Origin of the sequence: Paenibacillus sp. FSL P2-0089 (assembly GCF_038595095.1) — a bacterium.
Classification (GTDB): Bacteria; Bacillota; Bacilli; order Paenibacillales; family Paenibacillaceae; genus Paenibacillus_AQ; species Paenibacillus_AQ silagei.
On record NZ_CP152006.1, the window covers coordinates 1,134,638 to 1,160,778 of the forward strand.

The 26,141-nt window shown below is 57.7% G+C and carries 24 protein-coding genes; 18 read left to right on the plus strand and 6 right to left on the minus strand.

Features of this window, described 5'->3' with window-relative positions; genetic code table 11:
* Positions 1–4: 4 nt before the first annotated feature.
* The 5 genes from cysT (at position 5) to NST69_RS04765 (ending at position 4,766) form a co-directional block, all read left to right on the plus strand.
* Positions 5–820, plus strand: a complete 816-nt coding sequence (gene cysT, locus NST69_RS04745) for a sulfate ABC transporter permease subunit CysT (RefSeq protein WP_342548630.1) — start codon at positions 5–7, stop codon at positions 818–820.
* Positions 817–1,614 carry a sulfate ABC transporter permease subunit gene (locus NST69_RS04750; protein WP_076082476.1) on the plus strand — a complete coding sequence of 266 codons (798 nt, stop codon included), beginning with the start codon at positions 817–819 and terminating at the stop codon, positions 1,612–1,614. Before cysT ends, NST69_RS04750 begins: the two co-directional genes overlap by 4 nt.
* A gap of 2 nt (positions 1,615–1,616) precedes the next feature.
* Positions 1,617–2,681 (plus strand): sulfate ABC transporter ATP-binding protein, encoded by a 1,065-nt coding sequence (gene cysA / locus NST69_RS04755; protein ID WP_036727567.1) that lies wholly within the window; start codon positions 1,617–1,619, stop codon positions 2,679–2,681.
* 29 nt (positions 2,682–2,710) lie between these two features.
* Positions 2,711–3,784, plus strand: coding sequence for a sulfate ABC transporter substrate-binding protein (locus NST69_RS04760; RefSeq protein ID WP_342548631.1), 1,074 nt, complete (start codon positions 2,711–2,713; stop codon positions 3,782–3,784).
* A gap of 199 nt (positions 3,785–3,983) precedes the next feature.
* Positions 3,984–4,766, plus strand: coding sequence for an MBL fold metallo-hydrolase (locus tag NST69_RS04765; RefSeq protein WP_340978791.1), 783 nt, complete (start codon positions 3,984–3,986; stop codon positions 4,764–4,766).
* Positions 4,767–4,951: 185 nt separating this feature from the next.
* Here the strand turns inward: NST69_RS04765 and NST69_RS04770 are convergent, their stop codons facing one another.
* Positions 4,952–5,929: an SDR family oxidoreductase gene (locus NST69_RS04770; protein ID WP_342548632.1), complete on the minus strand. Its 978-nt coding sequence runs from the start codon at positions 5,927–5,929 to the stop codon at positions 4,952–4,954.
* A gap of 210 nt (positions 5,930–6,139) precedes the next feature.
* A complete protein-coding gene (locus NST69_RS04775; protein WP_342548633.1) occupies positions 6,140–7,078 on the minus strand; it encodes an AraC family transcriptional regulator in 939 nt (312 codons plus the stop codon).
* 410 nt (positions 7,079–7,488) lie between these two features.
* Here NST69_RS04775 and NST69_RS04780 point away from each other — a divergent pair, with 410 nt between their 5' ends.
* Together NST69_RS04780 and NST69_RS04785 are read left to right on the plus strand one after the other, a co-directional pair.
* Positions 7,489–8,070 (plus strand): GNAT family protein, encoded by a 582-nt coding sequence (locus NST69_RS04780; protein WP_342548635.1) that lies wholly within the window; start codon positions 7,489–7,491, stop codon positions 8,068–8,070.
* Between the two features lie 15 nt (positions 8,071–8,085).
* Positions 8,086–9,849 carry an ABC transporter ATP-binding protein gene (locus NST69_RS04785; RefSeq protein WP_342548636.1) on the plus strand — a complete coding sequence of 588 codons (1,764 nt, stop codon included), beginning with the start codon at positions 8,086–8,088 and terminating at the stop codon, positions 9,847–9,849.
* Positions 9,850–9,853: 4 nt separating this feature from the next.
* Here the strand turns inward: NST69_RS04785 and NST69_RS04790 are convergent, their stop codons facing one another.
* The 3 genes from NST69_RS04790 to NST69_RS04800 all read right to left on the minus strand — a co-directional run bounded on the left by NST69_RS04790 (position 9,854) and on the right by NST69_RS04800 (position 12,273).
* Positions 9,854–10,210, minus strand: a complete 357-nt coding sequence (locus NST69_RS04790) for a hypothetical protein (RefSeq protein ID WP_342548637.1) — start codon at positions 10,208–10,210, stop codon at positions 9,854–9,856.
* Between the two features lie 197 nt (positions 10,211–10,407).
* Positions 10,408–11,220: a Cof-type HAD-IIB family hydrolase gene (locus tag NST69_RS04795; RefSeq protein ID WP_339254278.1), complete on the minus strand. Its 813-nt coding sequence runs from the start codon at positions 11,218–11,220 to the stop codon at positions 10,408–10,410.
* A 141-nt stretch (positions 11,221–11,361) separates the two neighbouring features.
* Positions 11,362–12,273, minus strand: coding sequence for a DMT family transporter (locus tag NST69_RS04800; protein ID WP_340955454.1), 912 nt, complete (start codon positions 12,271–12,273; stop codon positions 11,362–11,364).
* A gap of 231 nt (positions 12,274–12,504) precedes the next feature.
* Between NST69_RS04800 and NST69_RS04805 the strand changes: the two genes are divergently transcribed.
* On the plus strand, positions 12,505–13,215 hold the full coding sequence (locus NST69_RS04805; RefSeq protein ID WP_342548639.1) for a metal-dependent hydrolase: 711 nt from the start codon (positions 12,505–12,507) through the stop codon (positions 13,213–13,215).
* 107 nt (positions 13,216–13,322) lie between these two features.
* Here NST69_RS04805 and NST69_RS04810 read toward each other — a convergent pair whose 3' ends face one another.
* A complete protein-coding gene (locus NST69_RS04810; protein ID WP_342548640.1) occupies positions 13,323–14,327 on the minus strand; it encodes a lipoate--protein ligase in 1,005 nt (334 codons plus the stop codon).
* 750 nt (positions 14,328–15,077) lie between these two features.
* On the opposite strand from NST69_RS04810, the gene cobD reads away from it, so the two are divergent.
* The 10 genes from cobD to cobS all read left to right on the plus strand — a co-directional run bounded on the left by cobD (position 15,078) and on the right by cobS (position 26,023).
* Entirely contained in the window at positions 15,078–16,169 is a 1,092-nt protein-coding gene (gene cobD / locus NST69_RS04815) for a threonine-phosphate decarboxylase CobD (RefSeq protein ID WP_342548641.1), read from the plus strand.
* A 74-nt stretch (positions 16,170–16,243) separates the two neighbouring features.
* On the plus strand, positions 16,244–17,245 hold the full coding sequence (locus NST69_RS04820; RefSeq protein ID WP_342548642.1) for an adenosylcobinamide amidohydrolase: 1,002 nt from the start codon (positions 16,244–16,246) through the stop codon (positions 17,243–17,245).
* A 40-nt stretch (positions 17,246–17,285) separates the two neighbouring features.
* Positions 17,286–18,251: an adenosylcobinamide-phosphate synthase CbiB gene (gene cbiB / locus NST69_RS04825; RefSeq protein WP_342548643.1), complete on the plus strand. Its 966-nt coding sequence runs from the start codon at positions 17,286–17,288 to the stop codon at positions 18,249–18,251.
* A 6-nt stretch (positions 18,252–18,257) separates the two neighbouring features.
* On the plus strand, positions 18,258–19,031 hold the full coding sequence (locus NST69_RS04830; protein ID WP_342548645.1) for a histidine phosphatase family protein: 774 nt from the start codon (positions 18,258–18,260) through the stop codon (positions 19,029–19,031).
* A gap of 683 nt (positions 19,032–19,714) precedes the next feature.
* Positions 19,715–21,175, plus strand: a complete 1,461-nt coding sequence (locus NST69_RS04835; RefSeq protein ID WP_342548646.1) for a PLP-dependent aminotransferase family protein — start codon at positions 19,715–19,717, stop codon at positions 21,173–21,175.
* Between the two features lie 9 nt (positions 21,176–21,184).
* Entirely contained in the window at positions 21,185–22,159 is a 975-nt protein-coding gene (locus NST69_RS04840; protein ID WP_342548648.1) for a D-alanine--D-alanine ligase, read from the plus strand.
* Positions 22,156–23,373, plus strand: coding sequence for an aminotransferase class I/II-fold pyridoxal phosphate-dependent enzyme (locus NST69_RS04845; protein ID WP_342548649.1), 1,218 nt, complete (start codon positions 22,156–22,158; stop codon positions 23,371–23,373). The genes NST69_RS04840 and NST69_RS04845 overlap by 4 nt, the downstream gene beginning before the upstream one ends.
* 219 nt (positions 23,374–23,592) lie before the next feature.
* On the plus strand, positions 23,593–24,654 hold the full coding sequence (gene cobT / locus NST69_RS04850) for a nicotinate-nucleotide--dimethylbenzimidazole phosphoribosyltransferase (RefSeq protein ID WP_076081873.1): 1,062 nt from the start codon (positions 23,593–23,595) through the stop codon (positions 24,652–24,654).
* Positions 24,651–25,214, plus strand: coding sequence for a bifunctional adenosylcobinamide kinase/adenosylcobinamide-phosphate guanylyltransferase (cobU, locus tag NST69_RS04855; protein WP_036727601.1), 564 nt, complete (start codon positions 24,651–24,653; stop codon positions 25,212–25,214). Before cobT ends, cobU begins: the two co-directional genes overlap by 4 nt.
* On the plus strand, positions 25,211–26,023 hold the full coding sequence (gene cobS / locus NST69_RS04860) for an adenosylcobinamide-GDP ribazoletransferase (RefSeq protein ID WP_342548650.1): 813 nt from the start codon (positions 25,211–25,213) through the stop codon (positions 26,021–26,023). Before cobU ends, cobS begins: the two co-directional genes overlap by 4 nt.
* Positions 26,024–26,141: the final 118 nt, after the last annotated feature.

Sequence of the window (26,141 nt, forward strand, 5' to 3'; positions counted from 1 at the left end):
ACCATTGAATTCGCTGATCAGGCACAAGGGCTGGACCTGGGGATTTAGATCAACGGTTGTACTGTATTTCGTCATTCTGATTGTGCTGCCGATCCTTGGGGTCTATTACAATTCATTCTCAGCCGGGCTCGGAAGCTTCACTGAAAGTGTGAGCGATCCGATTGCCTGGAAGTCGGTCCTGTTAACACTCAAGCTGGCGGTCATTGCGGCTCTTACGAATGTGCTGCTGGGTACGATGATCGCCTGGGTCCTTATCCGTTATAAGTTCCGGGGCAGGGCGCTACTGAACAGCCTTGTCGATCTCCCGTTTGCCCTGCCAACTGCGGTTGGCGGACTGATGATTCTGCTGCTGCTGGGCCCGGGAAGCCTGATTGGGGGCCTTGCGGAATCGCTGGGCTTCACGATTGTTTTTCACCAGCCTGCCATCGTGATTGCCATGGTCTTCGTCACATTCCCCTTCGTCATCCGGGCGGTGCAGCCGCTGCTGGAAGAGCTGGACGCTTCGGAAGAAGAGGCAGCCTACACGATGGGAGCGAAGCCAAGCAGGGTCTTCCTACAGGTGATCTTGCCGTCTATGGCACCTGGCATGATCGGCGGCGGGATGCTGGCCTTCTCGCGGGCGCTCGCTGAATTCGGTGCGGTAGTTCTCGTGGCAGGCAATATTCCGGGGCGAACGCTGGTATCTTCTGTTTATATTTTCGGAGAGGTCGAAAGTGATAATCCGGCGGGAGCTGCCGCGGTGTCGATCATTCTGTTGACCTTATCCTTCCTGATTCTCTGGCTGATCAGCCTCATGCAGATGCGGGGGAGAAGATCATGAGAAGATTGTGGATTGGACTGACCTACCTCGTGTTCTTCGTCCTGATTGCAGCTCCGCTTGGCAGGATGACAATGGGGGCCTTCAGCGAAGGCTGGAGCGGCTTCTGGAACGCCCTGACCCGGCCCGAGGCGCTGCATGCGCTGCTGATGACCGGATATGTTGTAGTGGTTGTGACGCTGCTGAATACGCTGTTTGGGATCATGACGGCCCTGTATCTGGTACGGGCGAACTGGCTGGGCCGGCGCCTCAAAAGCCTGCTGAACAGCATCGTGGATCTGCCTTATGCGGTATCGCCGGTTATCGGCGGGCTGATGATCGTTCTGCTGCTCGGGCCGGACAGTGCGCTGGGTGCGTTGTTTGAGCAAATTGGAGTGAAGATTGTGTATGCTTTTCCGGGAATGGTGATTGCTACGCTGTTCGTCACGTTCCCGCTAATGGTGCGTGAGGTGATGCCGGTACTGCAAGAGATCGGGTCCCAGCAGGAAGAGGCCGCGTCCACACTTGGCGCATATGGCTGGACGACCTTCTGGAAGGTGACCTGGCCTTCAATCCGCTGGGCGGTCATCTATGGAGTGATTCTGACGGTGGCCCGCTCACTGGGTGAGTTCGGTGCGGTGCTCGTCGTCTCAGGCAATATTATGAACCGGACCCAAACGGCTACCACACTGGTCTATCAGGATGTCGAGAATTTCAATGTTACGGCTGCGGGCGGGATAGCACTGGTGCTGGCCGCATTCTCCGCAGGACTGCTGCTGCTTATGGAATGGAGCAAGAGAAGAAAGGGAGGGCACTAATTATGCATGTAGAGGTCCGGGGACTCGATAAGCATTTTGGCGATTTTCATGCGGTGAAGGATGTCCATTTCGGCATTACCAAAGGCCATCTGATTGGGCTGCTTGGCCCAAGCGGCGGCGGCAAAACCTCGATCCTGCGGATGCTGGCGGGCCTTGAGACGCCGGACAGCGGCGAGATTATTTTCCACGGCCGGGCGGTGAACCATCTTCCGCCGCAGGAGCGTGAGATCGGATTCGTCTTCCAGAACTATGCGCTGTTCAAGCATATGACGGTGTTCGAGAATATCGCCTTCGGCCTGAAAGTCAAGAAGGCTAGTAAGTCAGTCATCCGTGACCGCGTCACCGAGCTGGTGGAGCTGACCGGACTGAAGGGCTTCGAGAGCCGGTATCCGCATCAGCTGTCCGGGGGGCAGCGCCAGCGGGTGGCTTTTGCCCGGGCGCTGGCCCCTGAGCCGCAGCTGCTGCTGCTGGATGAGCCGTTCGCGGCGATTGATGCGAAGATCCGCCAGGAGCTGCGTTCCTGGCTGCGGGAGCTGATCGAACGTGTCGGGATCACCTCTATCTTCGTCACCCACGACCAGGATGAGGCGATTGAAGTAGCGGATGAGATTATGATCATTAACCAGGGGCGGCTGGAGCAGAAGGGTACGCCTTGGGATATCTACAAAGAGCCGAAGACACCGTTCGTGGCAACCTTCATCGGGGAATCGACGCTGATCGGGAGTGCTTCCGAGCTGAAGGGCTTCGAAGGCGCAGGCGGCGGTAAGCCGACCAAGGCGCTGATCCGTCCGGAATATATTGAGGTGGGCCATCTGCATGAATTCAAAATAGCTTCGGCCACGGAGCAGGGCGTTGTGAAGCATCTGCATTTCCGCGGCAGTGAATGGCTGGTGGAGGTTGAGATCAATGGACATAAGCTGGTCACCTACCGTTCTCTGGAGAAAGAAACGCTGACTCCGGGCCAGGAAATATCTGTGCTGGTACACCGCGCCTACCTGTTCAATGAGGAGCGGAGCTGGATTCAGGAGAATGGGCTGAAGAAAGATCCGATGCCTGTATTTATCTAAAAAATAAATGAGTAGGATGTGTCGCCGGTATGTGGCTTATCAGAAGGAGCAGACAACTGCACGGATGGCTGACGGTCTTACTGCTGGCGGTGTTCGCCCTGACCGCTGCCGGCTGCGGGAATGAGCAGCAGGCTGCAGGAGAAGCAGGTGCGCCGCCGCAGGGAGATCTAACGCTTGTGGTGGGTGCCTACAGCGTGGTGAAGGATGCCATGGGCGAGATTCTCCCCGGGTTCGCAGAGAAGTGGAAGGCGGATACCGGTCAAACTATCGTATTCCAGCAGTCCTATGAGGCTTCCGGAACCCAGGCAAGGGCGATTGCCGGCGGCTTCGAGGCGGATGTCACGCTGCTTGCCATGGAAGGCGATATCGGGAAGCTGGTCAAGGCGGGCCTTGTGGAGAAGGACTGGAAGAAGCGAGGCGGCGAGGCAGGCATGGTGACGCGGTCGGTTGTGGCCCTGGGGACGCGGGAGGGCAATCCGAAGGGAATTCATGATTTTGCCGATCTGGCGAAGCCGGGGGTCAAGGTGCTCTACCCTAATCCGAAGACCTCCGGCGGTGCCCAGTGGGATATCAACGCGATCTACGGGGCCGGTCTGAAGCGTTCTGAGGAGCAGGAGGGGGCGAAGGACCCTGCGGCTGCCAAGGCCTTCCTGGAGAGCATACACAGGAACGTCGAATCTCTGGATAAAAGCGGGCGGGCCTCCATGGCTGCCTTCGAGTACGGCGTAGGCGATGTGATCGTCACTTATGAGAATGAGCTGCTGGCGCGGATTGCAGAGGGTGTGAAGTATGAGGTGGTCATCCCGAAGAATACGATTCTGATCGAGAATCCTGCGGCCGTGGTGGATAAATACGCGGATAAGCATGGTACCCGTGCGGCCGCAGAAGCGCTGGTCGATTATCTGACGACGCCTGAGGCACAGGAGATATTCGCCAAGTTCGGCTTCCGTCCCGTGAACCAGCAGGTCTATGCGGCACATGAGAGCCAGTATCCGGTTCCTGCCGGGCTGTTCGATATCAGCTATCTTGGCGGCTGGGAGGAAGTCCGCACCACGCTGTACTCCAAGCGGGGCATATGGTATCAGGTGCTGGCCGGGATCTAGGCGGGTAGTTGAGACGGAAGAGGATTAGAAGACACCTGCTTATTGTGGGGTGCGAAGGATTAAGGGAGCTGTTCTCCGGCCGGATCAGGCTGAAGGACGGCTCTTTACTGTCTTACAGGCCGGGGTGCAAAGGACCGGCTGCTGTTCTATAATGAACTGACGGATATTCGAGAAAAAAGACGATGAGGTGGGCAGGCATATGGATACATTAGTGTTCCTTGGAACAGGGGATGCCATGGGTGTACCCCGGGTCTACTGTGATTGTGAGACCTGTACGGAAGCAAGAACCACCGGGCGCAATAACCGCCTGCGTTCTTCTGTGCTTATAGATAACGGCAGCGGCTTCCTGGCGATTGACTGCGGACCGGACTGGCGGAGACAGATGGAGCTGCAGGGGAACCGCACCATGAAGCGTCTGCTCGTGACACATGCGCATTTCGATCATATCGGCGGGCTGCCGGAATGGGCGGACAGCTGCCGCTGGATGGGCTTCCGGGGAGAGCTGTACGCTCCGGCGGAGGTCATTCCCGTCATCCAGCGCCAATACCCGTGGCTCAGCGGGCATATCGACATGATCCCTTGCGATGACGGCATTACGCTGGATGGCTGGCAGATTAGCACATGGCGGGTGAACCATGGCAAGAATGGTTACTCCTATGCCTACAGGCTGGAGAAGGAGGGATATATCTGGGTGTACTGCCCGGACTCGATCTCTCTGACCACGGAGGAAACCAGGCGTATGCATGGAGCGGACCTGCTGGTGCTGGGAACCAGCTTTTATTACGAGGCAGCTGAATTATCTACCCGCTCTGTATATGATATGACCGAAGCCGCTGACCTGCTGGAGACGGTTCAGCCGCGCCGTGCGGTCTACACGCATATGTCGCATGATATCAATCTGGAGAAGGATTATATTCTGCCGGAGAAGGTTACGCTGGCCGTTACGGGGATGAGGCTTCCGCTGTGCCGGGAGCAGATCTGAGTATTGAAGGGAAGCAACAGGTTCACGGATAACCCAAAAAGGAGCTTTCCAGAAAGTTAGTTTGTACTGACTTTTTGGAAGGCTCTTGCTCGTTGTTTAGGAATTATGATTTTCTTTTGTTGGGATGGGCTCCATGCTTCATAGCCAGTAACTTTGTTCTTTGTACGATTATTTATGGGGTTTGCTTAACGCAGCGATTGGTCTGTAAAATAATCACCCTGTGCGATTTCGGCCAGCAGGCCGCGCTCCTGCGGGTTCCAGCCGAAACGCTCGCGGGTCAATGCCGAAGACACGGGATTGTCGGTCGAGACAAACGGGCCCAGCCAGCCGAAATACGAAGCGGCTTCTTCCATTTGTATCTGCTTGGACGGCACACTCGCCTCCCGCGCAATCGCTTCCGCAATCTGCCTGAAGGGCAAGCCTTCTTCCCCGGCAGCATGGAGCCGCGTGCCCGCCGGAGCCTGCTCTATGGCCAGCCTGAATAGACGCGCCGCATCAAGCCGGTGTACGGCGGGCCAATGATTGATCCCTTGCCCGATATAGGCGGCAGCGCCCTTGGATCTTGCGGCCCGGATCAGGGAGGGCAGCAGGCCGCCTTGGTCGCCGTTGCCGTATACGATCGGCGGCAGACGTACCAGCGATGCCCGGACGCCGGATCCGGCAAGTGCGAGCACAGCCTTCTCCGACGCCACCCGTCCTCCTCCGATAGATGAGGCATCTCCTGCATCCTCCTCGGTCGCCAGCCTTCCGGGAGTGAGCGTCATAGTGGGGATCGCAATTACAAGCGCTCCAGACCGCCCGGACTGCCCGGCTCCCAATGCCTGAATGGCGCGGCAATCCGTGCCGACTGCTGCCGCCATGAAACGGGCCGGCGTACGGGCCGGACTTCCGCCCAGCATAATCTTCAGCTTCATCTTCAGGCTGGCATGGGAGAACTTATGATAAAAGGCCGTATGGATAACCGCGTCCGCTGCAGCCGCTTCCCGGCGCAACAGGTCTGTGTTCTCGACAGAGCCGCGGACAGCTCTCGTTCCTGAGGCCTCCAGCCGCTCGGCCGCTTCCTTGGAGCGTACCAGCCCGGCCACTTCATGTCCGCCCTCCAGCAGCTCCCGGACCACTGCTGATCCGATAAAGCCGCTTGCTCCCGTTACAAAAATACGCATCCAGGTATCCTCCTTATAGAATCAAGCCTCTAAATCCCTGTACAAAGCAGCTTGTTCCAACGATGATTTCCGCTTCGCCGCTTGGCTTATCCGGATAAGATCAGTATAGACGGCCCGATACCCTTTCATTTGACTGTTCTGCTTGATTTCTTGCCCGATTCAACGGAAAAGCCCCCCGTTGACAAGATCGGAGGGCTTGCTGGGTAGCATTCAGGAGATGAGGCCCGATTTCCACTTCGCGATATCCCGGCTCGGCGGATTGCCGAAGAAGCGGCTGTAATCCCGGCTGAACTGGGAATCGCTGATATATCCGACCAGTTGGCACGCCGTGGTAATATCCCGCCCGCCGGACAGCATCAGCCGCTGCGCTTCCTGCAGCCTTAGCGCTTTCTGGTACTGGAGCGGGCTCATGGAGGTCACCGACTTGAAATATTCGCGGAAGGAGGACTCGCTGAGATGGACCATGTCTGCCAGCTCGGCGATTCTCAGCGATTCGGCGAAGTGGCTCCGCAGCCAATCGATCGCTTTGGCGACGCGCTGGACATTCGATCCGGCCAGCACAGTCTCGGCCACATACACGCCGATTGGACTACGCAGCAGCCGGACGAAAATCTCATCCGCTGCAAGCGAGGCCAGCAGGCCGTTATCGCCGGGCTCGTCCAGACACGCGACCAGCCGGGCTACCGCGCCGATCAAGGCCGGTTCACCTTCCAGCACATAGCTTGCGCTGCGCTTGCCGGTTTTTGGCAGACCGTTTGGGTAGATCTTCGGTATGAGCGCAGCGATTTTGTGCGGATCGAGATAGACGCCTACTCCAAGGAAAGGCTCCGAAGAGCTTGCCTGAATCGTTTGCATGCTGATGGGCACCGCTACGGGCGCAACAAGGATACGTGAGCCGCTGTATTCGGAGGTCTGTTTGCCGATCTTGATGATTTTGGTCCCCTGCGCTGCAATCCCCACGGTTGGCCACTGCATCGTGTACATGTAATCGGACGGCTCTGTTCTGGAGTAGCGGTTGAAATACAATCCTTGTATCGCTGTCTCGGCAGTCCCGTCACGTGTAACATGAGCCTCGATCAAGCTGGCTAACCGGGAGGTTTCCAGCCTTGTTTGCTCTTCAGCTGATTCTTCAATATGTGTTTTGGCCACGACAATTCATTCCTCCTCTCTTAACCATCCATACTTTGTGCAAGTATACAATACTCTCCCCCATATTTCCCCCAAGTGATCACCAAGTATCCGTAATGATTTCCGCATAATCCCCGCATAACTCCGCAGTGTCTTTTGAAGCTATAGCATTCATTTCCCTTCACAAATGCTTTCCATGTATTTCAGCCCTAAGACCGATACGGGAATCCGCCCCCCGCCGCTGGGGCCCTTGCCAGGGGTCTAGTACACTAGTGGCATCGGAGCCGCAGAGAGTGAGCCCACGACGGGGTCGACTTCCAGTTTTATGAATATGATGCGTATATTTCTTTATTTTCAAAAAGAGAAGGAGGTACTATACTATAACGATGTGTCATAATCCATTCAATCGATCATCGTGGAGGTTTATGAATATGAGTAATGATATAATCCCGATTCTGTTGGATATTCCAGAGAGCTTTGAGACTAAGCGGCTGCTTGTCCGTGCTTTGCGGCCTGGAGACGGTAAGGAAATGAATGAAGCCATCCGGGAGAGTCTGGATGAGCTGAAACCCTGGATGCCCTTTGCCCAGAGTATGCCGACTGTGGAGGAAACTGAGCAATACGTCCGTGAATCGCAAGTAGCCTATCTGAATCGTACCACTCTGAATATGGAGATTTTCCGCAAGGAGGACGGCAGATTCGTGGGCAACATAGGTCTGCATCATGTGGATTGGGATTGCCGCTGTTTTGAGGCAGGATACTGGATCAGAAGCTCTTGCTCGGGCAATGGATATATGACGGAAGCGGTGAACGGGATAACGGATTTTGCCATCCAAGTGCTTGAAGCCAACCGGATTGAAATCCGTTGCAGCGCCCTTAACGGGAAAAGCGCCGCCGTCGCGGAGCGTGCTGGATTTACACTGGATGGTATTTTGCGGAAAAATACCCGTGAGCCGGACGGGGAACTGCATGACAGCAAGGTATATGCCAAGGTGCGGGGTGCTGAATTTTAAATAGGAGCTGATGTTGTGAAGAAGAAAGGTGCTTTTGCCAGATTAAGTACATACATGCTTAGACATAAGCTGATTTATGCCGTGTTGCTGTTGGTGACGTTATTCAGTATTGTGCTCGATCTTACGATGGCCTGGTTCCTGGCCCGGATTACGGATGCTGCTGTCCGGCTGGATGTGGAGGCGTTCAAGGGACTTACCTGGTTCGGGATTCTATTCTTGCTGGTTACGGGATTGAATACCTTCGTCAGTGCGTATCTCAAGACCAATGTATCGGCCAAAATCAGAAATGAGCTGCGTCAGGACATGATGGGGCATACGCTGGCCTTGCCGCAGTCTTATTTCGACCGCAATCATTCCGGTGATTTGTTGTCCCGTTTCACGAATGACAATCAGTCGGTGGGGGAAGCCTGCGGGCAGGTGATGCTGGATCTGCTGCGCAACCCGCTGCTGGCGGTAGCCTCCTTCGGCTATCTGCTCTATATTAACTGGCTGCTGGCGCTGATCTGCCTGTCCATCGGTCCGCTGCTGTTCCTGACCGGTAAAATCTTCGGCAATGCGATGCGCATCAACAGTGTGCGGGTGCAGGAAAGTATGAGCCGGACTACGGCTTTTCTGAACGATATTCTGGGCAGCAGTATGGTGTTCAAGGCATTCTCCATGGAGCGCAGGCTGCAGAAGCAATATGTTGGCTACAGTGAGGATATTGCCTCAGGAGAGAAAAAGAAAGCGAGAATCGAAGGAGCCACCGGAGCGATCTCCTCCTTGCTGGGGAATCTGACCTTCCTGCTGGCTCTGGTGATTGCCGGGTGGTTCGTGGCGAATGGAAGACTTGAGGTCGGGGCGATGATTGCCTTCATTCAGCTGATGAATTATCTGGTTGGGCCGTTCTCGTCCCTGCCGGGCCTGGTTGCTTCCATGCAGCAGTCGCTGGGTGCGGCGGAGCGGATCTTCGAGGTGATGGATGCGCCTGCTGAGGTTGAGGTGCTGCCTGAGGTCCAGGCGGAGCTGCCGGGGTTCGGGGAGCTTCAGCTCGCAGAGGTGTCATTTAGCTATCCGGGCAGTGAGAAGCAGAGCCTTAACAAGGTTAGTCTGGAGCTGGCACGCGGCCAGCAAATGGCCGTAGTAGGTCCGAGCGGCGGCGGGAAATCCACCCTGTTCAAGCTGCTGCTGGGCTTCTACCAGACGGATGCAGGTGAGGTTGCGATCAACGGCCGTCCGATCAGCGGAATACCGCTGGCAGAGCTGCGCAGCTACTTCGCCTATGTGCCTCAGGAGTCGGGCCTGTATTCCGGGAGCATCCGGGACAATATCGAGAGCGGCAAGCCTGGTGCGTCAGACGAAGAGATTATCGAGGCGTTGCGGCAGGCGAATGCGTATGAGTTCGTGACGGAGCTGCCGGAAGGCATACACACGGATATTGGCGAGCATGGCTCCCGGTTGTCCGGCGGTCAGAGGCAGCGGCTGTCCATTGCCAGAGCGATGCTCAAAAATGCGCCGATTCTGCTCCTGGATGAAGCTACGGCTGCCCTCGACAATGAGTCGGAGCGAATGGTCCAGCAGGCGATCCGTAAGCTGATGAAGGATAAGACAACGCTTGTGATCGCCCACCGGCTCTCAACGATCCAGAATGCCGATGTCATCCTGGTGATGGAGAACGGGGAAATTGTGGAGCGCGGTGGACATGAGGAGCTGCTTGCGGCAGAGGGGCGGTACTCGGATCTGTATCATTCACAGCTTGAGCAGGAGGCGGCGGAGGAACAGTTAACCACTATAGCCTAACTTGTTATAGAGTATCGATTGCCTGGATAACCTGTCCCAGCGCCTTCAATCTTCTGTCCAGAAGCGTCCGCTGCGGGCTCCCGGCCTTAGACTTAGCATAACTGGATTCTACGGATGGGATTAACCCGAGAAGAACATGGCGGGCTTCTGCCAGCTCGGCAGGGGGATAAGAGAGCGGCTTCTGATTCCAGACATGGTCCAGAACAGCTAACCCGATGTGCATGGCGTTCAGGCGTTTCTGGACCAGAGTAGTATTGGTACCGCTGTGCGTCATCTGGGTTAAGGCGCTCTCAAGCTTACGGATGGTCGATTGCATAGAGGCTATGGATTGCAGTTGTTCCTCATTAGAAATCTCTTCCATGAAGGCACTTCCTTTCTACTTAGTATAAAAGGGTGGCGCACCGCAGTTCGTACCATGAACCTGCGGGGGGCCACCCTTTTTGGAAAGATAATTTAGATGTTCTGGGGTCCCCGCAAAGTACCTGAATATACATCGAAGCTAAAGCCCCACTTTGTGGGGTTATTTAGCATAAGATGTTCTGCTGTTGTTGCAGGAGCTTATGCTTCTTGACCTGCGTTAAGAATGAACTTATCAATGGCGTATTTCACGCCGTCCTCATTGTTGCTGAGGGTAACGAAATCGGCAATTTCCTTCAAGGCTGGAATGGCGTTCGCCATTGCGACACCGAGGCCGGCAGCTTCAAGCATCTCATGATCGTTCCAGGAATCGCCTACAGCGATGGTCTCGGACAGGTCGCAGCCGAAATGCTTAGCCAGGAATTCAAGCGCCAGGCCCTTGGTGCCTTCATGGTGCATGATCTCCAGGAAATGCGGCTTGGACTTCGTAATATGCACCGAATCGCCGAGCAGGCTGCGCAGGATCGGGGACAGCTCATCGAGGAAGTCCGGATCGTCGATAATGAGCATTTTTGGTGTTTTTTGCGGAACCAGCTTCGTTTCCCAGTCCGGCTCGATATAGTACTGCGTTCCGTTCAGAGTCGAATAGTCAATCAGCTTCTGGTTCTCTTCGCGGGCATACAGCTTGTCGTCAATGTAAGTCTGCAGGTGCAGATCATGCTCCACACAATACTGGAACAGCTTGCGCACCGCGTCCTGCGGCACATAACGCTCATAGAGCACTGCTTCATCGAGCAGATTCTTCACCAGTGCGCCCTGATAGGTAATGATCGGCACGTTCAGACCGGTCTGGCGGGCAATCGCCTGGGCGGAAGCATAAGCGCGTCCGGTAGCCAGAGTAACTACTACGCCAGCGGCTACAGCCTGCTCCAGCGCGGTTTGGGTGGCCGGGGTCACTTCCTTGTCGTCATTAATCAGGGTATCGTCAATATCAATGGCAATCAATTTGTACATTTGGGTTCTCTCCTAAGTATGGTTTGTAGTCCGGCTATCCGCTATAACTTCTATAGGAAGGGGGACGGAAGCACGGCTCTTTTGTCTGTAGCAATGGAACTTATTAATGTTAATCTGGTAAAAGGGTTCGCGGATTCGGGCTCAGCCCTCCGCCTGCGTTCCTGACGGAGCGGGGCTGAGCTCCGCCAGCAGCATTGCGGCCAGAATGCAGCCGCAGCCGAGCAGCGCGGATACGCCCAGCGTCTCTCCGCCGAAGAGCAGGCCGGTGACGGCAGCGAACACCGGCTCCATGGCATAGATGATCGCCACCCGGGACGGGGTGGTGTACTTCTGGCAGGCCGTCTGAATCCAGAAGGCGAAGGCGCTGGTCGGGCCGATGGAGATCAGCATAGCAGAGAGCACCTCCGGCTGGCGGAGCAGCTCTCCGCTATGCAGCAGCGGGCCGCTTCCATCCACGAGCAGGGAGGCGGCGATGCTGAGCAGGCCTACGAAGCCAAGCTGAAGCGCCGCCAGCGGGAGGGCCGGATAACGCGGTGCGTATCTGCCGGTATACGCGATCTGCAGCGCAAAAGCCACGGCGCAGAGCAGAATCAGGCCATCGCCCTTATTCAGGGAGAAGGCAGAGCCGGTAAAGGTCAGCAGATACAAGCCCCCCGCTGCAAGCCCGGCGCTCAGCCAGGTATATCTGGAGATGGCCGTCTTCAGCAGTGCCAGAGACAGGAACGGCACCAGCACCACCGACAGCCCGGTGATAAATCCCGTGTTGGAGGTGGTGGTGTACAGCAGCCCGACGGTCTGGAAGCCGTAGCCGAGGAACAGGAAGAGGCCCAGCAGCAGGGCATGCATCACCATGCGTAAGCTCAGCTTACGCCATTCCTGGCGGTAGAAGACAGCGGTAATCAAGGCCAGCAGCACGGCGGCACCTGTAAACCGGATGCTGTTAAAAGCAAGCGGCGGCAGCACCCGCACGGCAGACTGCACGATCAGAAACGTGCATCCCCACATCATCGCCACCAGTAGCAGACTTAGATCGGCGATTCGGGAGCGATTCACAGGGTTCATCCTTTCAGGGCCAGTTGAGTTGTCCAAATTGTATCCTAAAACAGGGGGCAGGACAAGCCGAAACTGTGCGGCATCCTTGGCCCTGCGGGCGTGAAGAGCCTGGAAACTACATATAAGCTGGACAAAAAAGGAAAGCCTTGGTATACTTCGGTAACCGCACACCTGTTCTTATTTCAAGACATCCAGAAGCATTTATACTTTCATCTAAGGAGCGGATTCACCATGATGGGCAAATCCCATTTAGTTATCAGCACCGGGGTTACCCTGTCCGCCATGAGCCTGCTAGGGCATGCTATTACCCTTCCTGCTGTTGCTGTCGCCGTCGTCAGCTCGCTGCTGCCCGATATCGACGAGCCGAATTCCATGCTGGTACGCAAGGCCGTGCCGGAGTTTTTGCTGCGTATTCTGCAGGTGTCGCTGATCGGAGCGGGCATTTATCTTTATTTTGCCGGGATAGCGGAGCCGCCCTGGAATATCGCACTGGCGCTGCTGGTGGGCAGCGTATCCTTCCTGCCCAGCCGCAGGCTGCGGCATCTGGTGATGCTGCTGATTGCGCTGGCCTTGTTTGCTTTTGCCGATGTCTATGATCCGTGGAACTATATCGCCGCCTGTGTGCTGGTCGTAGCTTCCATAGTTCCTCACCGGGGAATCACGCATACGCTGTATGCCGTTGCCGGATGGGGCGCGCTGCTGTACTTCGTCTCCCTTGACATGAATGACGGCGGCAGTCTGTGGATTGCCGGGAGCCTGTCCTACGGGCTGCATCTTCTCGCCGACTCCCTGACCCAGCGCGGGATCACCCCGCTGCCTCCGATTCCATTTAAGCTGCGGCTGAAGCTGATGAGCACCGGCACGAAGAAGGGCAACGCGGTGGAGAAAGTATGCGTGATGCTTACGCTGGCGCTGGTGTTGTATGTGTTCGTGCTTGTATAGCAGCGAACCCGGCAAGCATACGAAGACAAAGAACCCCACTAGCTCTGCGCAGGATGCGGCAGGTTAGCGGGGTTCTTTTAAAATATAAAATTCGGCTTGCTATGAAGCTATTCCTCAAGAAACACAAGTCCGATGAAGTCCTCCGGCTCAATACGGCCGAAGTAATGCTTCAGATCGAGATCAGCCAGCGCCTGGCGGACCTCTGCTTCCTCATAACGCTTGCCGCGCAGCGCGTTCTCCACATCTGCCACATCGCCGACGCCGAAGAAGTCGCCGTAGATTTTGATCTCCCGGATGATGGAATCTTCAATGTCCATGCGGATATCCACGAGCCCTGCCGGGAATTTGCGGGTGTGCTTCACGTTGCTTTTCGGCGAAAGACCGTAGTTCCAGTCCCAATTCTGGTAATGCTCCTTGGAGATTTCATTGATCCGCACCCAGTCGTCCATCGTCAGCTTGTACTGCGGCACATCAGCGGCCTCCATGCCAAAGATCGAGCGCAGCAGCCCCTCGCGGAATTGTTCAATCGTCATATCAGGATTGCCCAGCAGCTCCTTGATATTGGCGACCCGGCTGCGCACGGACTTGGTGCTCTTCGACTTGAACTTCTCGGGATTCACGTTCAGGGAAGCCTGCACATCGTCCAGATTCAGGTCAAACATCAGGGTGCCGTGGCTGAACATGCGTCCGCGTGTGGAGAATTGGGCGTTGCCGGAGATTTTCTGCTCCCCGACCTGAAGATCATTGCGTCCGCTCAGCTCGGCATTCACGCCCATAGACTTCAGATAGTCGATGACCGGCTGGGTGAATTTCAGGAAGTTGTGGAAGGACTGGCCGTCATCCCTGGTAATGAAGCTGAAGTTGAGGTTGCCGAGATCGTGATACACCGCGCCGCCGCCGGACAACCGCCGTACGACCTGAATGTTGTTGTCCTTTACATACTCCTGGTTGATCTCCTCGATCGTATTCTGATGCTTGCCGATGATGATCGACGGGCTGTTAATATAGAAGAGCAGGTAGCTCTCGTCCATCGGCAGGTTTTTGAGCGCAAACTCCTCAATGGCCAGATTGATCGATGCGTCTGTAATTCCGGTATTATCGATAAAAAGCATTCGTGATTCCTCCGCGTGACCATAGTAAACTGCTGTACTTATTCTAAACTAAAAGAGAGATTTCTTCAAAAGGGAACGGGGATGGCGGGTGGAGGGGCGGGGGCTATTGGCGGGTAGGATGGGGGAATAAGATGAATTGGCGTGGGTGGCGGATTGAAACGGTTGACGGATGAGTGTCTGAGCATCATGAACAGGTGCGGCATGTATATGGCAGTTAAATGTATTTCGTGCAACTAAAGGATGGGAAATCAGCGGGTTTATCCGTTTAAATGCACTTTGTACAATTAAAAATAGGAGATGCTGCTATTATTTGAGATAGGGTTAGTTTTAGATGTACAAACTGCAATTAAAACGCACTCCGCGTGAATATCGGTCCCTTTAGTTGTACAAAGTGCAGTTAGAGTATTCGCAGTTCGCAGCGGCCGTCACAAATAGCATCAGCCTTGAGATCAAGTCGGGGTTACGGGGCTATGCAGAAAGTTTACGGGTTCAAGGCAGGGGGCATAGGCGATATAGCATTGACGAATTTCCGGGAATTGGCCAATAATTGGGAGAACGGTAATAGAGCTTTTGGTTAGTGAAGTGAGACATACATAGAAGTAAATTACCTGATGGAGCACTGATAGATTATCTATAGTGGACAGGGAGGATGTATGATGGGAAAATATGGACACGGAAGATATATAGGACTGGAAAGAAGGACGCGGCGGATATATACAATGGGGAAATATGGACATGGAGGCTATACATATGCTTGAAAAATACGGCCACGGCGGTGATCTGCTGACCGCCGCCGAGTTATACGGGGACAGCGGCAGCGGCTTCCTGGATTTCAGCGCCAATATTAACCCTCTGGGTCCGCCGCCTGGTGTGCTGGAACTGCTGCGGGATGCGGTCTCCGCGATCACCGCATACCCCGATCCGGGTCACCGCAGGCTGAAGGCGCTGCTGGCGGAGGAACTGGGTCTCGGCACGGAGTGGATTACCGTGGCGAACGGGGCAGCAGAGTCGATGGCGCTGCTGCTGCTGGCGGTGGCTCCGCGCCGGGTGGGCATCGTGGAGCCGTGCTTCTCCGAGTACCGCCAGCTCGCGGAGCAGTTCGGTGCGGAGGTCTTGTCCGTTCAGGGGACCAGCCGGACGGATTACCGGGCTGCCGTGGACAGCATCTCCGGCCTGCTGGAACAGGTCGATCTGCTGTTCCTCGGCCAGCCCAATAATCCGAACGGCGTCCAGTATCCGCTGGACGCGCTGCGGCAGCTCGCGCAGCAGGCAGAGGCCTGCGGGACGGTGCTGGCGGTGGATGAAGCGTTCATCGACTTCATCCCGGAGGCGGACCGGCAATCTCTACTGCCGGAGCTGGGGGCTTATCGTCATACGGTGCTGGTGCGCTCGATGACGAAGTTTTTTGCCATTCCGGGGCTGCGGCTGGGCTTCACTGCCGCGCATCCGGCGCTTGCCGCGGCGATGACCGGCAAGCAGGTGACCTGGAGCGTGAACGGCCTGGCGCTGCTGGCCGGGGAAGCTTGCCTGCGCTGCGGCGACGGCTACGGGCAGGAGACGCGCGCGCTGATCGCAGCCGAGCGGCAGCGGCTGCGGGAGGGCTTGCTTGAGCTCGGCTGCGGCGTGCCGCCGGGCGAAGCGAACTTCCTGCTGCTGCGGCTGCCCGCTCCGTGGAGCGCGCAGGAGATGCAGCAGCGTCTGGGTGCGGGCGGCATTCTAGTCCGCAGCTGCGCGATGTACCCCGGCCTTGAAGCCGGGCATATCCGCGTCGCGGTCAAGGGCCGCGTAGACAACGACCGTCTGCTGCGGCAGATGGGGGAGCTGCTGCGGGCGGGATTGTGAGCAAGAACGGCGGCAGTGCAGGCTGCGAGCGCGCGAAGAGGGCTAATCGGAGCGAACGGAGAGGAGCGAAGGATATGAAGGAAGTAAAGGAAGTGCAGGAAGCGAAGGTAAAGCTGCCCTTTAAGGCCGAAGACGGGGAGCAGACGTACCGTAGTAAGGTGTGGCCCGGGCTGACGCTGGAATGGCGGGAGGGCCATCTGCTGATGGAGTTTCCGGCTGAAGCGGATAGTATATCGAGTGCAGTATATGGCGGAGGCGCGGGGCGTCTGAAACGTGCGGTGAACCAATACGTCAGCCGGGACTACGAATGCAGCAATCCGGTGCAGGATCTGGAAAACAAGCTTCAGGAATGGGGCTACCCGCTGGAAGGCTGCGCGGGTCTGATGACAGCAGTTCCGCTGGAGCACGCCGCTGTTGCCGAGGAGGATACGGGATCAGCGGGGATTTTCTGCTGCGTAACAGCGGCTGCGGGCAATGCTGCCCGGGCCGGGTCGCAGCGCAGCGTGCTGGCAGCCTACCGCGCGGGCACAATCAATATTATGCTCGGCATCGACGGCTGGCTGTCCCAGTCAGCCATGGTCAACGCGGTGATGACCGCCACCGAAGCGAAGGCAGCGGCGCTGACAGATCTCGGAATTGTGGATTCCGAGAATGGGCTTAGCGCAACCGGAACGACTACGGATGCCATTGTGCTTGCGGTGAGCGGAAGCCGCCGCTATGCTGCGGAGCATGTGTATGCCGGAACGGCGACCGACCTCGGCGGCGCCATCGGCAGACTGGTTTACAGCACGGTGACGGAGAGCCTGCGTTCGGTGATGGCAGCGAAATCCGTGAGCGGGGCGCGAGAGGAAGCATTGCAGGCTGTACACGGAGTAAACTCGGAAGCATCGCAGGCAAAGCAAGGAGTACACGCGGGAGCGTTACAGGCTGCACATGGGGGGCACGCTGAGGTATCACAGGTTGTGCACGGAGTCGTCGCGGGAGCGTTACAGGCTGCAAACGGAGTCGACGCGGAAGCGTCACAGGCACCACGTTCTGCGCTGCCCCGTGTCTCTCAGAGCGGCGGCCGGGAATGACGAACACGGACTGCTATACAGAGCGGCGGGGTGAGCCAAGGTGAAGCTTGCTATCATCCTGCTCTCTGCTTATATTGTGGACCGGGTGGTTGGTGATCCGCGCAGCCTGCCCCATCCGGTTATTTACATAGGGAAGGGCATTAGTGCTCTGGAGCGGTGGATTCGCCGCTTCGCCGCAGCTCCAAGTGCTCTGAAGCGTGCCGGTATTCTTCTTCCGCTGCTGGTGGCGGGCGGCGCTTGGGCGCTGACCGCGCTGCTTGTTATGCTGCTCGCCCGCCTGTCTCCCTGGCTTGCCGGGCTTGCCGAAGTCTGGCTGATCTCGACCACCATCGCCTCCAAGGGATTGAAGGATGCAGGCATGGCAGTATACACCGAGCTGCGTTCAGGAGATATTCCCGCCGCGCGCCGGGCGCTGGGGATGATCGTGGGCCGGGATACGGCTCATCTGGACAGCCCGGAGATTGTGCGCGGTACGGTGGAGACGGTCGCAGAGAATATCGTCGATGCGATCATCTCTCCGCTGTTCTTCGCCCTGCTGGGCGGGGCGCCGCTGGCCATGGCTTACCGTGCGGTGAACACGCTGGATTCCATGGTCGGCTACAAGAACGATAAATACCGCGACCTCGGCTGGGCATCGGCCCGCTTGGACGATGTCGCCAACTACATACCGGCGCGGTTGACCGCACTGCTCTTAACCTTATGTGCTGCGCTCCTGCGGCTGGAATGGCGGAGATGCTGGCGCACCGTGCGCCGGGATGCCCGCCTTCATCCCAGTCCAAACAGCGGCTACCCGGAATCGGCAGTTGCCGGGGCCCTCGGCATCCGGCTGGGCGGCGAGAATGTATACCATGGCATCGTCTCCTTCCGCGCTTACATGGGTGATCCGCTGCGGACGATGGAGCCGGAGGATATTATTGTGACTTCGCGGATGATGATGTGGTCATCCGCAATATTTGTCTGCATCTGTGCAGCCGTTGCCCTGCTATGGCACGGGATCGGGGGCTAAAGCGGAATGGAGAAAGTTGGCACACAGTCACCTCAGACCAACCCTGCACAGCTGGAGCTGGTATTAGTCCGACATGGCTATACACAGTGGAATCAGGAACGGCGTTATCTGGGGAGAACTGATGTAACGCTTATGCCGGGAGAGGCGGAGCGGTTGAAGAGGCTGAGGGCACAGCCGCCGCTTGGCGGGGAATTCCGCCGCGTCTATTGCAGTGACCTGCGCAGATGCCGGGAGACCCTTGAGGCCCTGGTTCCGCACCTGATGCCGCAGGCAATCTATGATTCCCGGCTAAGGGAGATGGACTTCGGGGCGTGGGAAGGGTGCAGGTATGATCAGCTCAAGGATAATCCGCTGTACCGGAGCTGGATTGACAACCCCGGGTCGGTAACGCCCCCAGAAGGGGAGACGTGGGAGCAATTCGCCGTCCGGGTTGATCATTTCTGGGCGCAGCTTCTGCAGGAGGTGGCGGCAGCGGTACCCGCAAGAGTTGGAACGGCACGGGCATCAGCTGGAGCGGAATCGATTCATCCGGCAGACCCTCCCACGGAAGCGTGTGATCCAGAGACCACTCTGCTGAAGCCAGATCAGGGCCAGGTTCCAGCGGTATTCCGTGTCATGCTGGTGACCCACGGCGGTGTCATCCGGCAGCTGCTGGCGCGGATCATCGAAGGCGTGACATTCTATACCGCAGCAGCACCGGCTCCAGGTGAGGTTACGGTCCTGCATCTGCGGAAGGTTGGAGGAAGCTGGCGGATGGCAGCGGAGAATGCTAACGGGTGAATGAGGCGTAACTACTAACGCTGACGATTCCGCTATCGCAGATACTGAAGATTCCGCTAACGAATACGCTATCGCTAACGAGATACTGATGATTTCCCTGACGATAACGCAACCGCTGATGATTCCGCGCATCTGCTAACGGGTGATTGCACTATGTACATCAGATTGGTCTAATAACCGTGCCAAAACACGTTCTACTGTATTTCCTGCAACAGAATATCAGCAATTACCCCCATAACGGGCAAAATCCAAATTTCTAATGTACATAATGCAGCAGAACACGAAAAAGTGTCAATATACGCTAATCTGACTGTACGAAATACAATAGAACCCTCAGGAGAGCGCCCGAATGGTGTCTAGAGCCAATTGGTATAATCACATCATGTCCGTGTCCCGCCGCACCCGTCGTTTAGGTCCCATGTGGGTACTCGTAGCAGCACATCAGCATTCCGGTCCTATGCGGGCACTCGCAGTATTATATCTGGAACGTCTGGTCCCGGGAGCATTGGCAGCCTCTCATCAGACATTCCGTTCTCAACAGGCGGGGACGCCTACCAGCACCGCAGGCGGCACATTCCCGCCCCTCATCCCCCACAGAACCACGCCCGGATGAAAATCCCGGGGCGGTGGTTCTTTTTTTACGGCAAAGTCTGTGCCATGATAGCTATGGAGGCGATCACAGGATGTTTAAGGATTTCAAGCTCATTGCCGGGCGTCCGGTATCGATCCAGGTGAAGGATTACATGAAGCATCTCATCATCAAAAGCGCGCTCCAAGGCGGGCAGAAGCTGCCCTCGACACGTGAGCTGAGCACCTTGCTGAAGGTCAGCCGGAACTCGGTGATCTCGGCTTACGAGGGGCTGGAAGACGATGGCTTCGCCTATACCGTGCAGGGCCAGGGCAGTTATGTCGCACAAGGCGCGGCAGCGCAGAACGGTGCGGAAGCCGCCCCATGGACGCTGGACTGGACAGAGCGGCTCAGCAGCCAGGCGCTGCTCGCGGAGGAGCTGGACATTATGAAGCGGGGGATACGCGCGGAGAAGGGCACGATTTCTTTTACCAGCATCGCCCCGGATGAGCGTCTCTTCGATCTGGACCATGTGCGCAGAGCGTTCCTGGAGCGTATGTCCGTAGAGGGCAACGTTCTGCTGAATTATGGATATGCCAAAGGCTATAAGCCATTAATAGACTATCTCAAACAATATATGGAGCATAAAGGCGTGGATCTGCGCGGGAAGGATCTGCTGATTACGAACGGGTTCACGGAGGGCTTCGACCTGGTGCTGTCGGCTCTCGGCAAGCGTCATGGCACAGTGGTCTGCGAGAATCCGACGCATCATACGGCGATCAAGAATCTGAAGCTGCACGGCTTCGGAATTCACGGGGTCAAGATGGAGCGGGACGGCATCCACCTCGGGGAGCTGAAGCAGGCGCTGGAGGCGCGGCCATACGACTGTGCTTATCTGGTTCCCTCCTACCATAATCCCACCGGCATCGTCATGTCCCCCGAGAAAAGACAAAGGCTAATGAAGCTGATGCAGGACTATAACGTGCCAGTGATTGAGGACGGGTTCAACGAGGAGCTGCGCTATTCTGGCGCCCATGTGGCTCCGTTAATTGCGGCGGCGGGTGGCGGGAATGGCGTGGTGTATCTCGGCAGCTTTTCCAAAGTGCTGTTCCCCGGGCTGCGGGTGGGCTGGGTGCTGGCGGATGAGGAGCTGATCTATTATCTGGAGAGTGTGAAGCGGGCGCGGACCATTCATACCTCGACGCTCGACCAGTCCATTCTGTATCAATACCTGCTGGGCGGCAACCTGGAGAAGTATCTCAAAAAAGCCCGGCTGGAGTATAAACGCAAATACGAACTGACCTTAGCCTGTTGTAAAGAGCATATTCCGTATGCCTCCTTGTCGGGTGATGGGGGGCTGCATCTGTTCGTAACGTTCGCGGAAGGCTTCAACACAAGGGAATTGCTGGCGGCTTGCCATGCGCGGGGGGTTATTTTTACGGCGGGAGACATCTTCTTCACCGACGGTGCAGGGCAGAACACGCTGCGGCTGGGCTTCTCCAGGGTGGCGGATGAGGATATCAAGAGGGGTATTGCAATCATCGGTAAGACAGCACGGCAAATCATGGGAGAATGAGGTGGGGATATGCTAAGAGTAGGTGTGATTATGGGCGGGGTGTCGTCCGAATATGAGGTGTCACTGAAGACAGGCAGGGAGATGCTGAAGGCGCTTGATCCGGCAAAATACACAGCGGTTCCGGTACACATTACCTCGCGCAAAGAGCTGCTGGAAGGGGCAGCGGGACTGGACTTCGCTCTGCTCGCCCTGCATGGGGCCTACGGGGAAGATGGTACGGTGCAGGGAGCCCTGGAGACGCTCGGAATCCCGTATTCCGGTAGCGGGGTGCTCGCAAGCAGCTTATGTATGGATAAAGGGCTGGCCAAGACGGTCATCCGCAGCAAAAGCATCTCCACACCCGATTGGCTGTGCTGGGACAGCATGGACGAATATGCCCCGGAAGCCGTGCAGCGGCTCGGTTATCCGGTGATGGTGAAGCCGAATTCCGGCGGGTCCAGCATCGGCATGACCAAGGTAAGAGGGCCAGAGGAGCTGCGGGCGGCGGTGGAAAAAGCTTTTGCCAGTGCGGATGGAGGCGCGGTGCTGATTGAACACTATATCCCGGGACAGGAGATTACCTGCTCCATCCTGGGGGGAGAAATGCTGCCGGTCATCGGCATTCAATCGCTGGGTGCGGGCTGGTTCGATTATGAGGCCAAATACGAGCAGGGCGGCGCGGAGGAGCGGATTATACGGCTGCCGGATGCGTTGCAGGAACAGGTGCGGATGGCGGCGTTAACCTGCTATCAGGCGCTCAAATGTGCAGTGTATGCACGGGTGGATATGCTGCTGAAGGATGGGATCCCTTATGTGCTGGAGGTGAATACCCTGCCTGGAATGACGGCAACCAGCCTGTTGCCCCAGAGTGCAGAAGCTGCCGGGATAGACTTCAGCAGCCTGCTGGATGAGATCATTACCGGATCACTGCGGGAGCGCGGGGGTCTGCAAGGTGCATCTGGAGAGGGAGCGCGGACTGTAGAATATGGAGGTGTCAGGCTATGAACACGATGAGAAGGGACAATGCCTTCATCATTAATCCGCGGTTACAAGAGATTCCGCCTTCGGGCATCCGGGCTTTTTTTGATCTGGCTGCGGGTAACAACGATATTATTTCACTCGGTGTAGGCGAGCCGGACTTCGCTACACCCGAGCAGGTAAGAGCAGCCTGTATCCGTGCGCTGGATCGGGGGGAGACGGGGTACACCTCTAACAGCGGACTGCCGGAGCTGCGGGAGGAGATTGCGGGCTATATGCAGACCAGCTTCGGATTGCGTTACGATCCTGCGGATGAAATCTTGGTTACGGTGGGCAGCAGTGAAGCGGTGGATCTGGCGCTGCGGGCCTTCATGGCTCCCGGGGATGAGATTCTGATTCCTTCTCCGGGATATGTTGCTTACGCGCCTATCGCCTACCTGAACGGCGGGACGCTGGCACCGGTGGAGACGAAGGTGGAGGAAGGCTTCAAGCTTACGGCAGAAGCCTTGCGCAGAGCGATTACCCCACTCTCCAAGCTGCTGATTGTGAATTTTCCGAGTAATCCTACGGGGGCGGTTATGACTTACGAGGACTGGCTGCCGGTGGCTGAAGTGGTGAGAGAGCATGACCTGATCGTCATTTCCGATGAGATCTATGCCGAGCTGACCTACGACAGCAAGCATGTAAGCATCGCTTCCCTGCCCGGGATGCAGGAGCGGACGGTGGTGATCAGCGGGTTCTCGAAGGCTTTTGCCATGACGGGCTGGCGGGTGGGCTATGCCTGCGGGAACCGTGAGCTGCTCTCGGCCATGCTCAAAATCCATCAATACACCGCCATGTGCGCCCCTGTACCGGGACAGATTGCTGCTGCTGAAGCCCTGCGCAGTGCGTTGCCGGATATGGAACGGATGAAGGCGTGCTTCAAAGAACGACGCTCGCTGCTGGTGGAGGGCCTGCGGTCTGCCGGATTGTCCTGCCATATGCCGCAGGGGGCCTTCTATGCCTTCGCTTCGATCGGCCGCACCGGGCTCGGGTCAGAAGAGTTCGCCTTGCGCCTGCTTCAGGAGGCAGGGGTTGCCGTAGTACCGGGCCATGTGTTCGGAGCCGGAGGGGAAGGCTATATCCGCTGCTCCTACGCCGCTTCTACGGCGAAGCTGACCGAAGCGCTGGAGCGGCTGGACGACTTCATGAAGATGTCAATGCTGCATAGTGTTGCAGGTAAAAATGTAATTGTAAGATGATTTCATATCACCTATAATCCTTAAAGGAAGAAATAGGGATATTGTAACAGCATTCCGGCCCGCCGTCGGATCAGGAAGCCCCCTTCTTCATTTGGAGGGGGGCTTTTGGGTTGTAGCAGGGGGAGGGCTAAACAACTTCAACGTAACCTGATCAGCAGACACAGATGTATTCTTGCAGCGGGAGTCCGCTTCCGCACTATCTAATAGGAGGCATTATTAATGATCTCAGCCATTCAAGAAGTAACCGGACGGATCGCCCCGCCTGACGAAAAAGCTACACTGCGCGCAGTGCTCCGCCTGAACAGTCTGACCAAGCCGCCCGGAAGCCTCGGGCGGCTGGAGGCGCTGGCTGTCCGGTTGGCCGGAATCTCCAAAGTAGAGCAGCCCTGCTACAGCAAACGAACGGTAGTGGTTATGGCCGCAGACCATGGGGTCTGCTGTGAAGGCGTCAGTGCTTTTCCGCAGGAGGTCACCATGCAGATGGCCTATAACTTCCTCAGCGGCGGGGCGGCTGTGAATGTGCTGGCCCGCCAGGGCGGTGCTGAGGTACAGTTCGTGGACATCGGGATCAACGGCGATATCGAGCACCCGCAGCTGATTAACCGTAAGGTCCGCCGGGGCACAGACAATATGGCAGCAGGCCCGGCGATGAGCCGGGAGGATGCACTGCGCGCGATTCTGGCCGGAGTTCATGTGGCGCAGGAGGCGGTGAAGAATGGAACGGAGATTTTCATTACCGGGGAGATGGGCATCGGGAATACGACAGCCAGTGCGGCGGTCTTGTGCGCACTCGAAGGCATTCCGGCAGAGACGGCGGCTGGGCGGGGGACAGGCATTAACGATGAGCGGCTCCAGCACAAAATCTCGGTAATTGAACGTGCCCTCGAGGTGAATAACCCTGACCCCGCAGATCCGGTTGATGTGCTCGCCAAGGTCGGGGGGCTTGAGATTGCGGGGCTGGCCGGGCTGATTCTCGGAGCGGCGTCCCTGCGGATTCCGGTTATTCTGGACGGCTTCATCTCCGGGGCGGCAGCCTTGATCGCCCGGGCACTGGCGCCGGAATCCACAGCGTATATGATCGCTTCCCATGTCTCTGGTGAGCAGGGGCATAAGCTGATGCTGGACCGCCTCGGTCTGGAAGCGCTGATTGATATGGGCCTGCGGCTGGGAGAAGGCACTGGGGGTGCACTGTGTTTGCATTTCATCGAAGCGGTCTGCCGGATTATGCGTGAGATGGCAACCTTCGAGAGTGCGGGCGTCTCCGGATCGGAGAGCGTATGAGCATTCTGGTCACGGGAGGGGCACGCAGCGGCAAAAGCGGCTTCGCCGAGCGTCTGACCCGCAAGCTGGCTGACTCGCGGCAGGCGGTCTATGTGGCAACCGGACAGGCTTTTGATGCGGAGATGGAAGCGCGGATTGCGTTGCACCGGCAGCAGCGGCAGGCGGATGCGGACGGCTTCCAGTGGGAGACACTGGAGGAGCCGCTTAAGCTCGCAGCGCTGCTGGAGCAGCTCTCCGGCAGCGGCCAGACTGTGCTGGTGGACTGCCTGACGCTCTGGCTGTCGAATCAGCTGCTGGCTGTGGAGGAGAGGAGCGACAGGCAAAAATTCGTGGAGGATGAAATTGCTGGTCTGGAGCAGGCGGTCTCCGGCTTCGAGGGAACGCTGATCCTCGTTACCAATGAGGTCGGCGGCGGCATTGTGCCGGAGTATCCGCTGGGCCGGCTGTACCGTGATTTGGCCGGAAGGATGAACGCCCGGCTTGCTGCCCGGTGCGGGCAGGTATTTCTTGTTACCGCCGGAATCCCGGTTGAGCTGAGAAGCCGGGAGTATCTTCTGTGAGTGCGCGGGGGAGCGCCGCAGCCGCGTTTCAGTTCCTGACGCGGTTTCCGGTCAGAAGCAGCGGGGAGTTCTCGCCGGAGCTGCTGCGCGCCAGCGTGGTCTATTACCCGCTCGTCGGGGCAGCCATCGGCCTTAGCACGGCGCTCGGTGCCGCAGCGGCAGGCTGGCTGCTGCCGGCTTGGCCTGCCGCTGTCGTCACCCTCATCCTGTGGGTGGGGCTGACCGGCGGGCTGCATTTGGACGGCTGGATGGACACTGCCGATGCCCTGCTCAGCTACCGCTCCAGGGAGCGGATGCTGGAGATCATGAAGGACAGCCGTGTCGGCGCTATGGGCGTGCTGGCCTGCGTGCTGCTCCTGCTGCTGAAGGCCTCGCTGCTGGCGGCATGGCTCGAAGGCGGCAGCTTCAGCCTGCTGCCGCTGCTCCTGCTGCCGCCGGTCTGGGGCCGCTGGTACATGGTGCGGGCGATGGCCCGCTATCCCCTGGCCCGCGGCAATGAAGGGCTGGCCGCCACCTTCGGCGGGCTGCCTGCCCGGCAGGAGCGGCGCGCGGGCCTGAGCGCCGCACTGCTGACGCTGGCCGCTGCCGCTGCGCCTCTGGCGCTGGGCGCGGGCGGCGGGGCCTGGCCGCTGCTGGCGGCTGCGGCCATCCTGGCGCCGCTGGCTGCGGCGGCCGGCGGCCGGCTCGCTGCGCGGCGGATTGGCAGCCGGCTCGGCGGGCTCACCGGCGACGTCTACGGCGCGCTGGGCGAGCTGCTGGAGACGGTGGTCCTGCTTGTGCTGGTACTGGCCCAGCACAACCTGCCTTAGCGGGCTGAGCGGCAACTGCCCGCGTGCGTCTGAATTGTGTGCCATGCCTACGCAGCATTTAAGCGCCGCTTGGCACCGCTTCGCCCGGCGCATGAACCGGCCGCGCCGGCCCTTCACC

Coding starts and splice junctions, on each gene's coding strand:
- NST69_RS04750 (WP_076082476.1), top strand. CDS start 817: ATGAGAAGATTGTGGATTGGACTGACCTACCTCGTGTTCTTCGTCCTG.
- cysA (WP_036727567.1), top strand. CDS start 1,617: ATGCATGTAGAGGTCCGGGGACTCGATAAGCATTTTGGCGATTTTCAT.
- NST69_RS04760 (WP_342548631.1), top strand. CDS start 2,711: ATGTGGCTTATCAGAAGGAGCAGACAACTGCACGGATGGCTGACGGTC.
- NST69_RS04765 (WP_340978791.1), top strand. CDS start 3,984: ATGGATACATTAGTGTTCCTTGGAACAGGGGATGCCATGGGTGTACCC.
- NST69_RS04770 (WP_342548632.1), bottom strand. CDS start 5,929: ATGCGTATTTTTGTAACGGGAGCAAGCGGCTTTATCGGATCAGCAGTG.
- NST69_RS04780 (WP_342548635.1), top strand. CDS start 7,489: ATGAGTAATGATATAATCCCGATTCTGTTGGATATTCCAGAGAGCTTT.
- NST69_RS04790 (WP_342548637.1), bottom strand. CDS start 10,210: ATGGAAGAGATTTCTAATGAGGAACAACTGCAATCCATAGCCTCTATG.
- NST69_RS04795 (WP_339254278.1), bottom strand. CDS start 11,220: ATGTACAAATTGATTGCCATTGATATTGACGATACCCTGATTAATGAC.
- NST69_RS04805 (WP_342548639.1), top strand. CDS start 12,505: ATGATGGGCAAATCCCATTTAGTTATCAGCACCGGGGTTACCCTGTCC.
- NST69_RS04810 (WP_342548640.1), bottom strand. CDS start 14,327: ATGCTTTTTATCGATAATACCGGAATTACAGACGCATCGATCAATCTG.
- cobD (WP_342548641.1), top strand. CDS start 15,078: ATGCTTGAAAAATACGGCCACGGCGGTGATCTGCTGACCGCCGCCGAG.
- NST69_RS04820 (WP_342548642.1), top strand. CDS start 16,244: ATGAAGGAAGTAAAGGAAGTGCAGGAAGCGAAGGTAAAGCTGCCCTTT.
- NST69_RS04830 (WP_342548645.1), top strand. CDS start 18,258: ATGGAGAAAGTTGGCACACAGTCACCTCAGACCAACCCTGCACAGCTG.
- NST69_RS04835 (WP_342548646.1), top strand. CDS start 19,715: ATGTTTAAGGATTTCAAGCTCATTGCCGGGCGTCCGGTATCGATCCAG.
- NST69_RS04840 (WP_342548648.1), top strand. CDS start 21,185: ATGCTAAGAGTAGGTGTGATTATGGGCGGGGTGTCGTCCGAATATGAG.
- NST69_RS04845 (WP_342548649.1), top strand. CDS start 22,156: ATGAACACGATGAGAAGGGACAATGCCTTCATCATTAATCCGCGGTTA.
- cobT (WP_076081873.1), top strand. CDS start 23,593: ATGATCTCAGCCATTCAAGAAGTAACCGGACGGATCGCCCCGCCTGAC.
- cobU (WP_036727601.1), top strand. CDS start 24,651: ATGAGCATTCTGGTCACGGGAGGGGCACGCAGCGGCAAAAGCGGCTTC.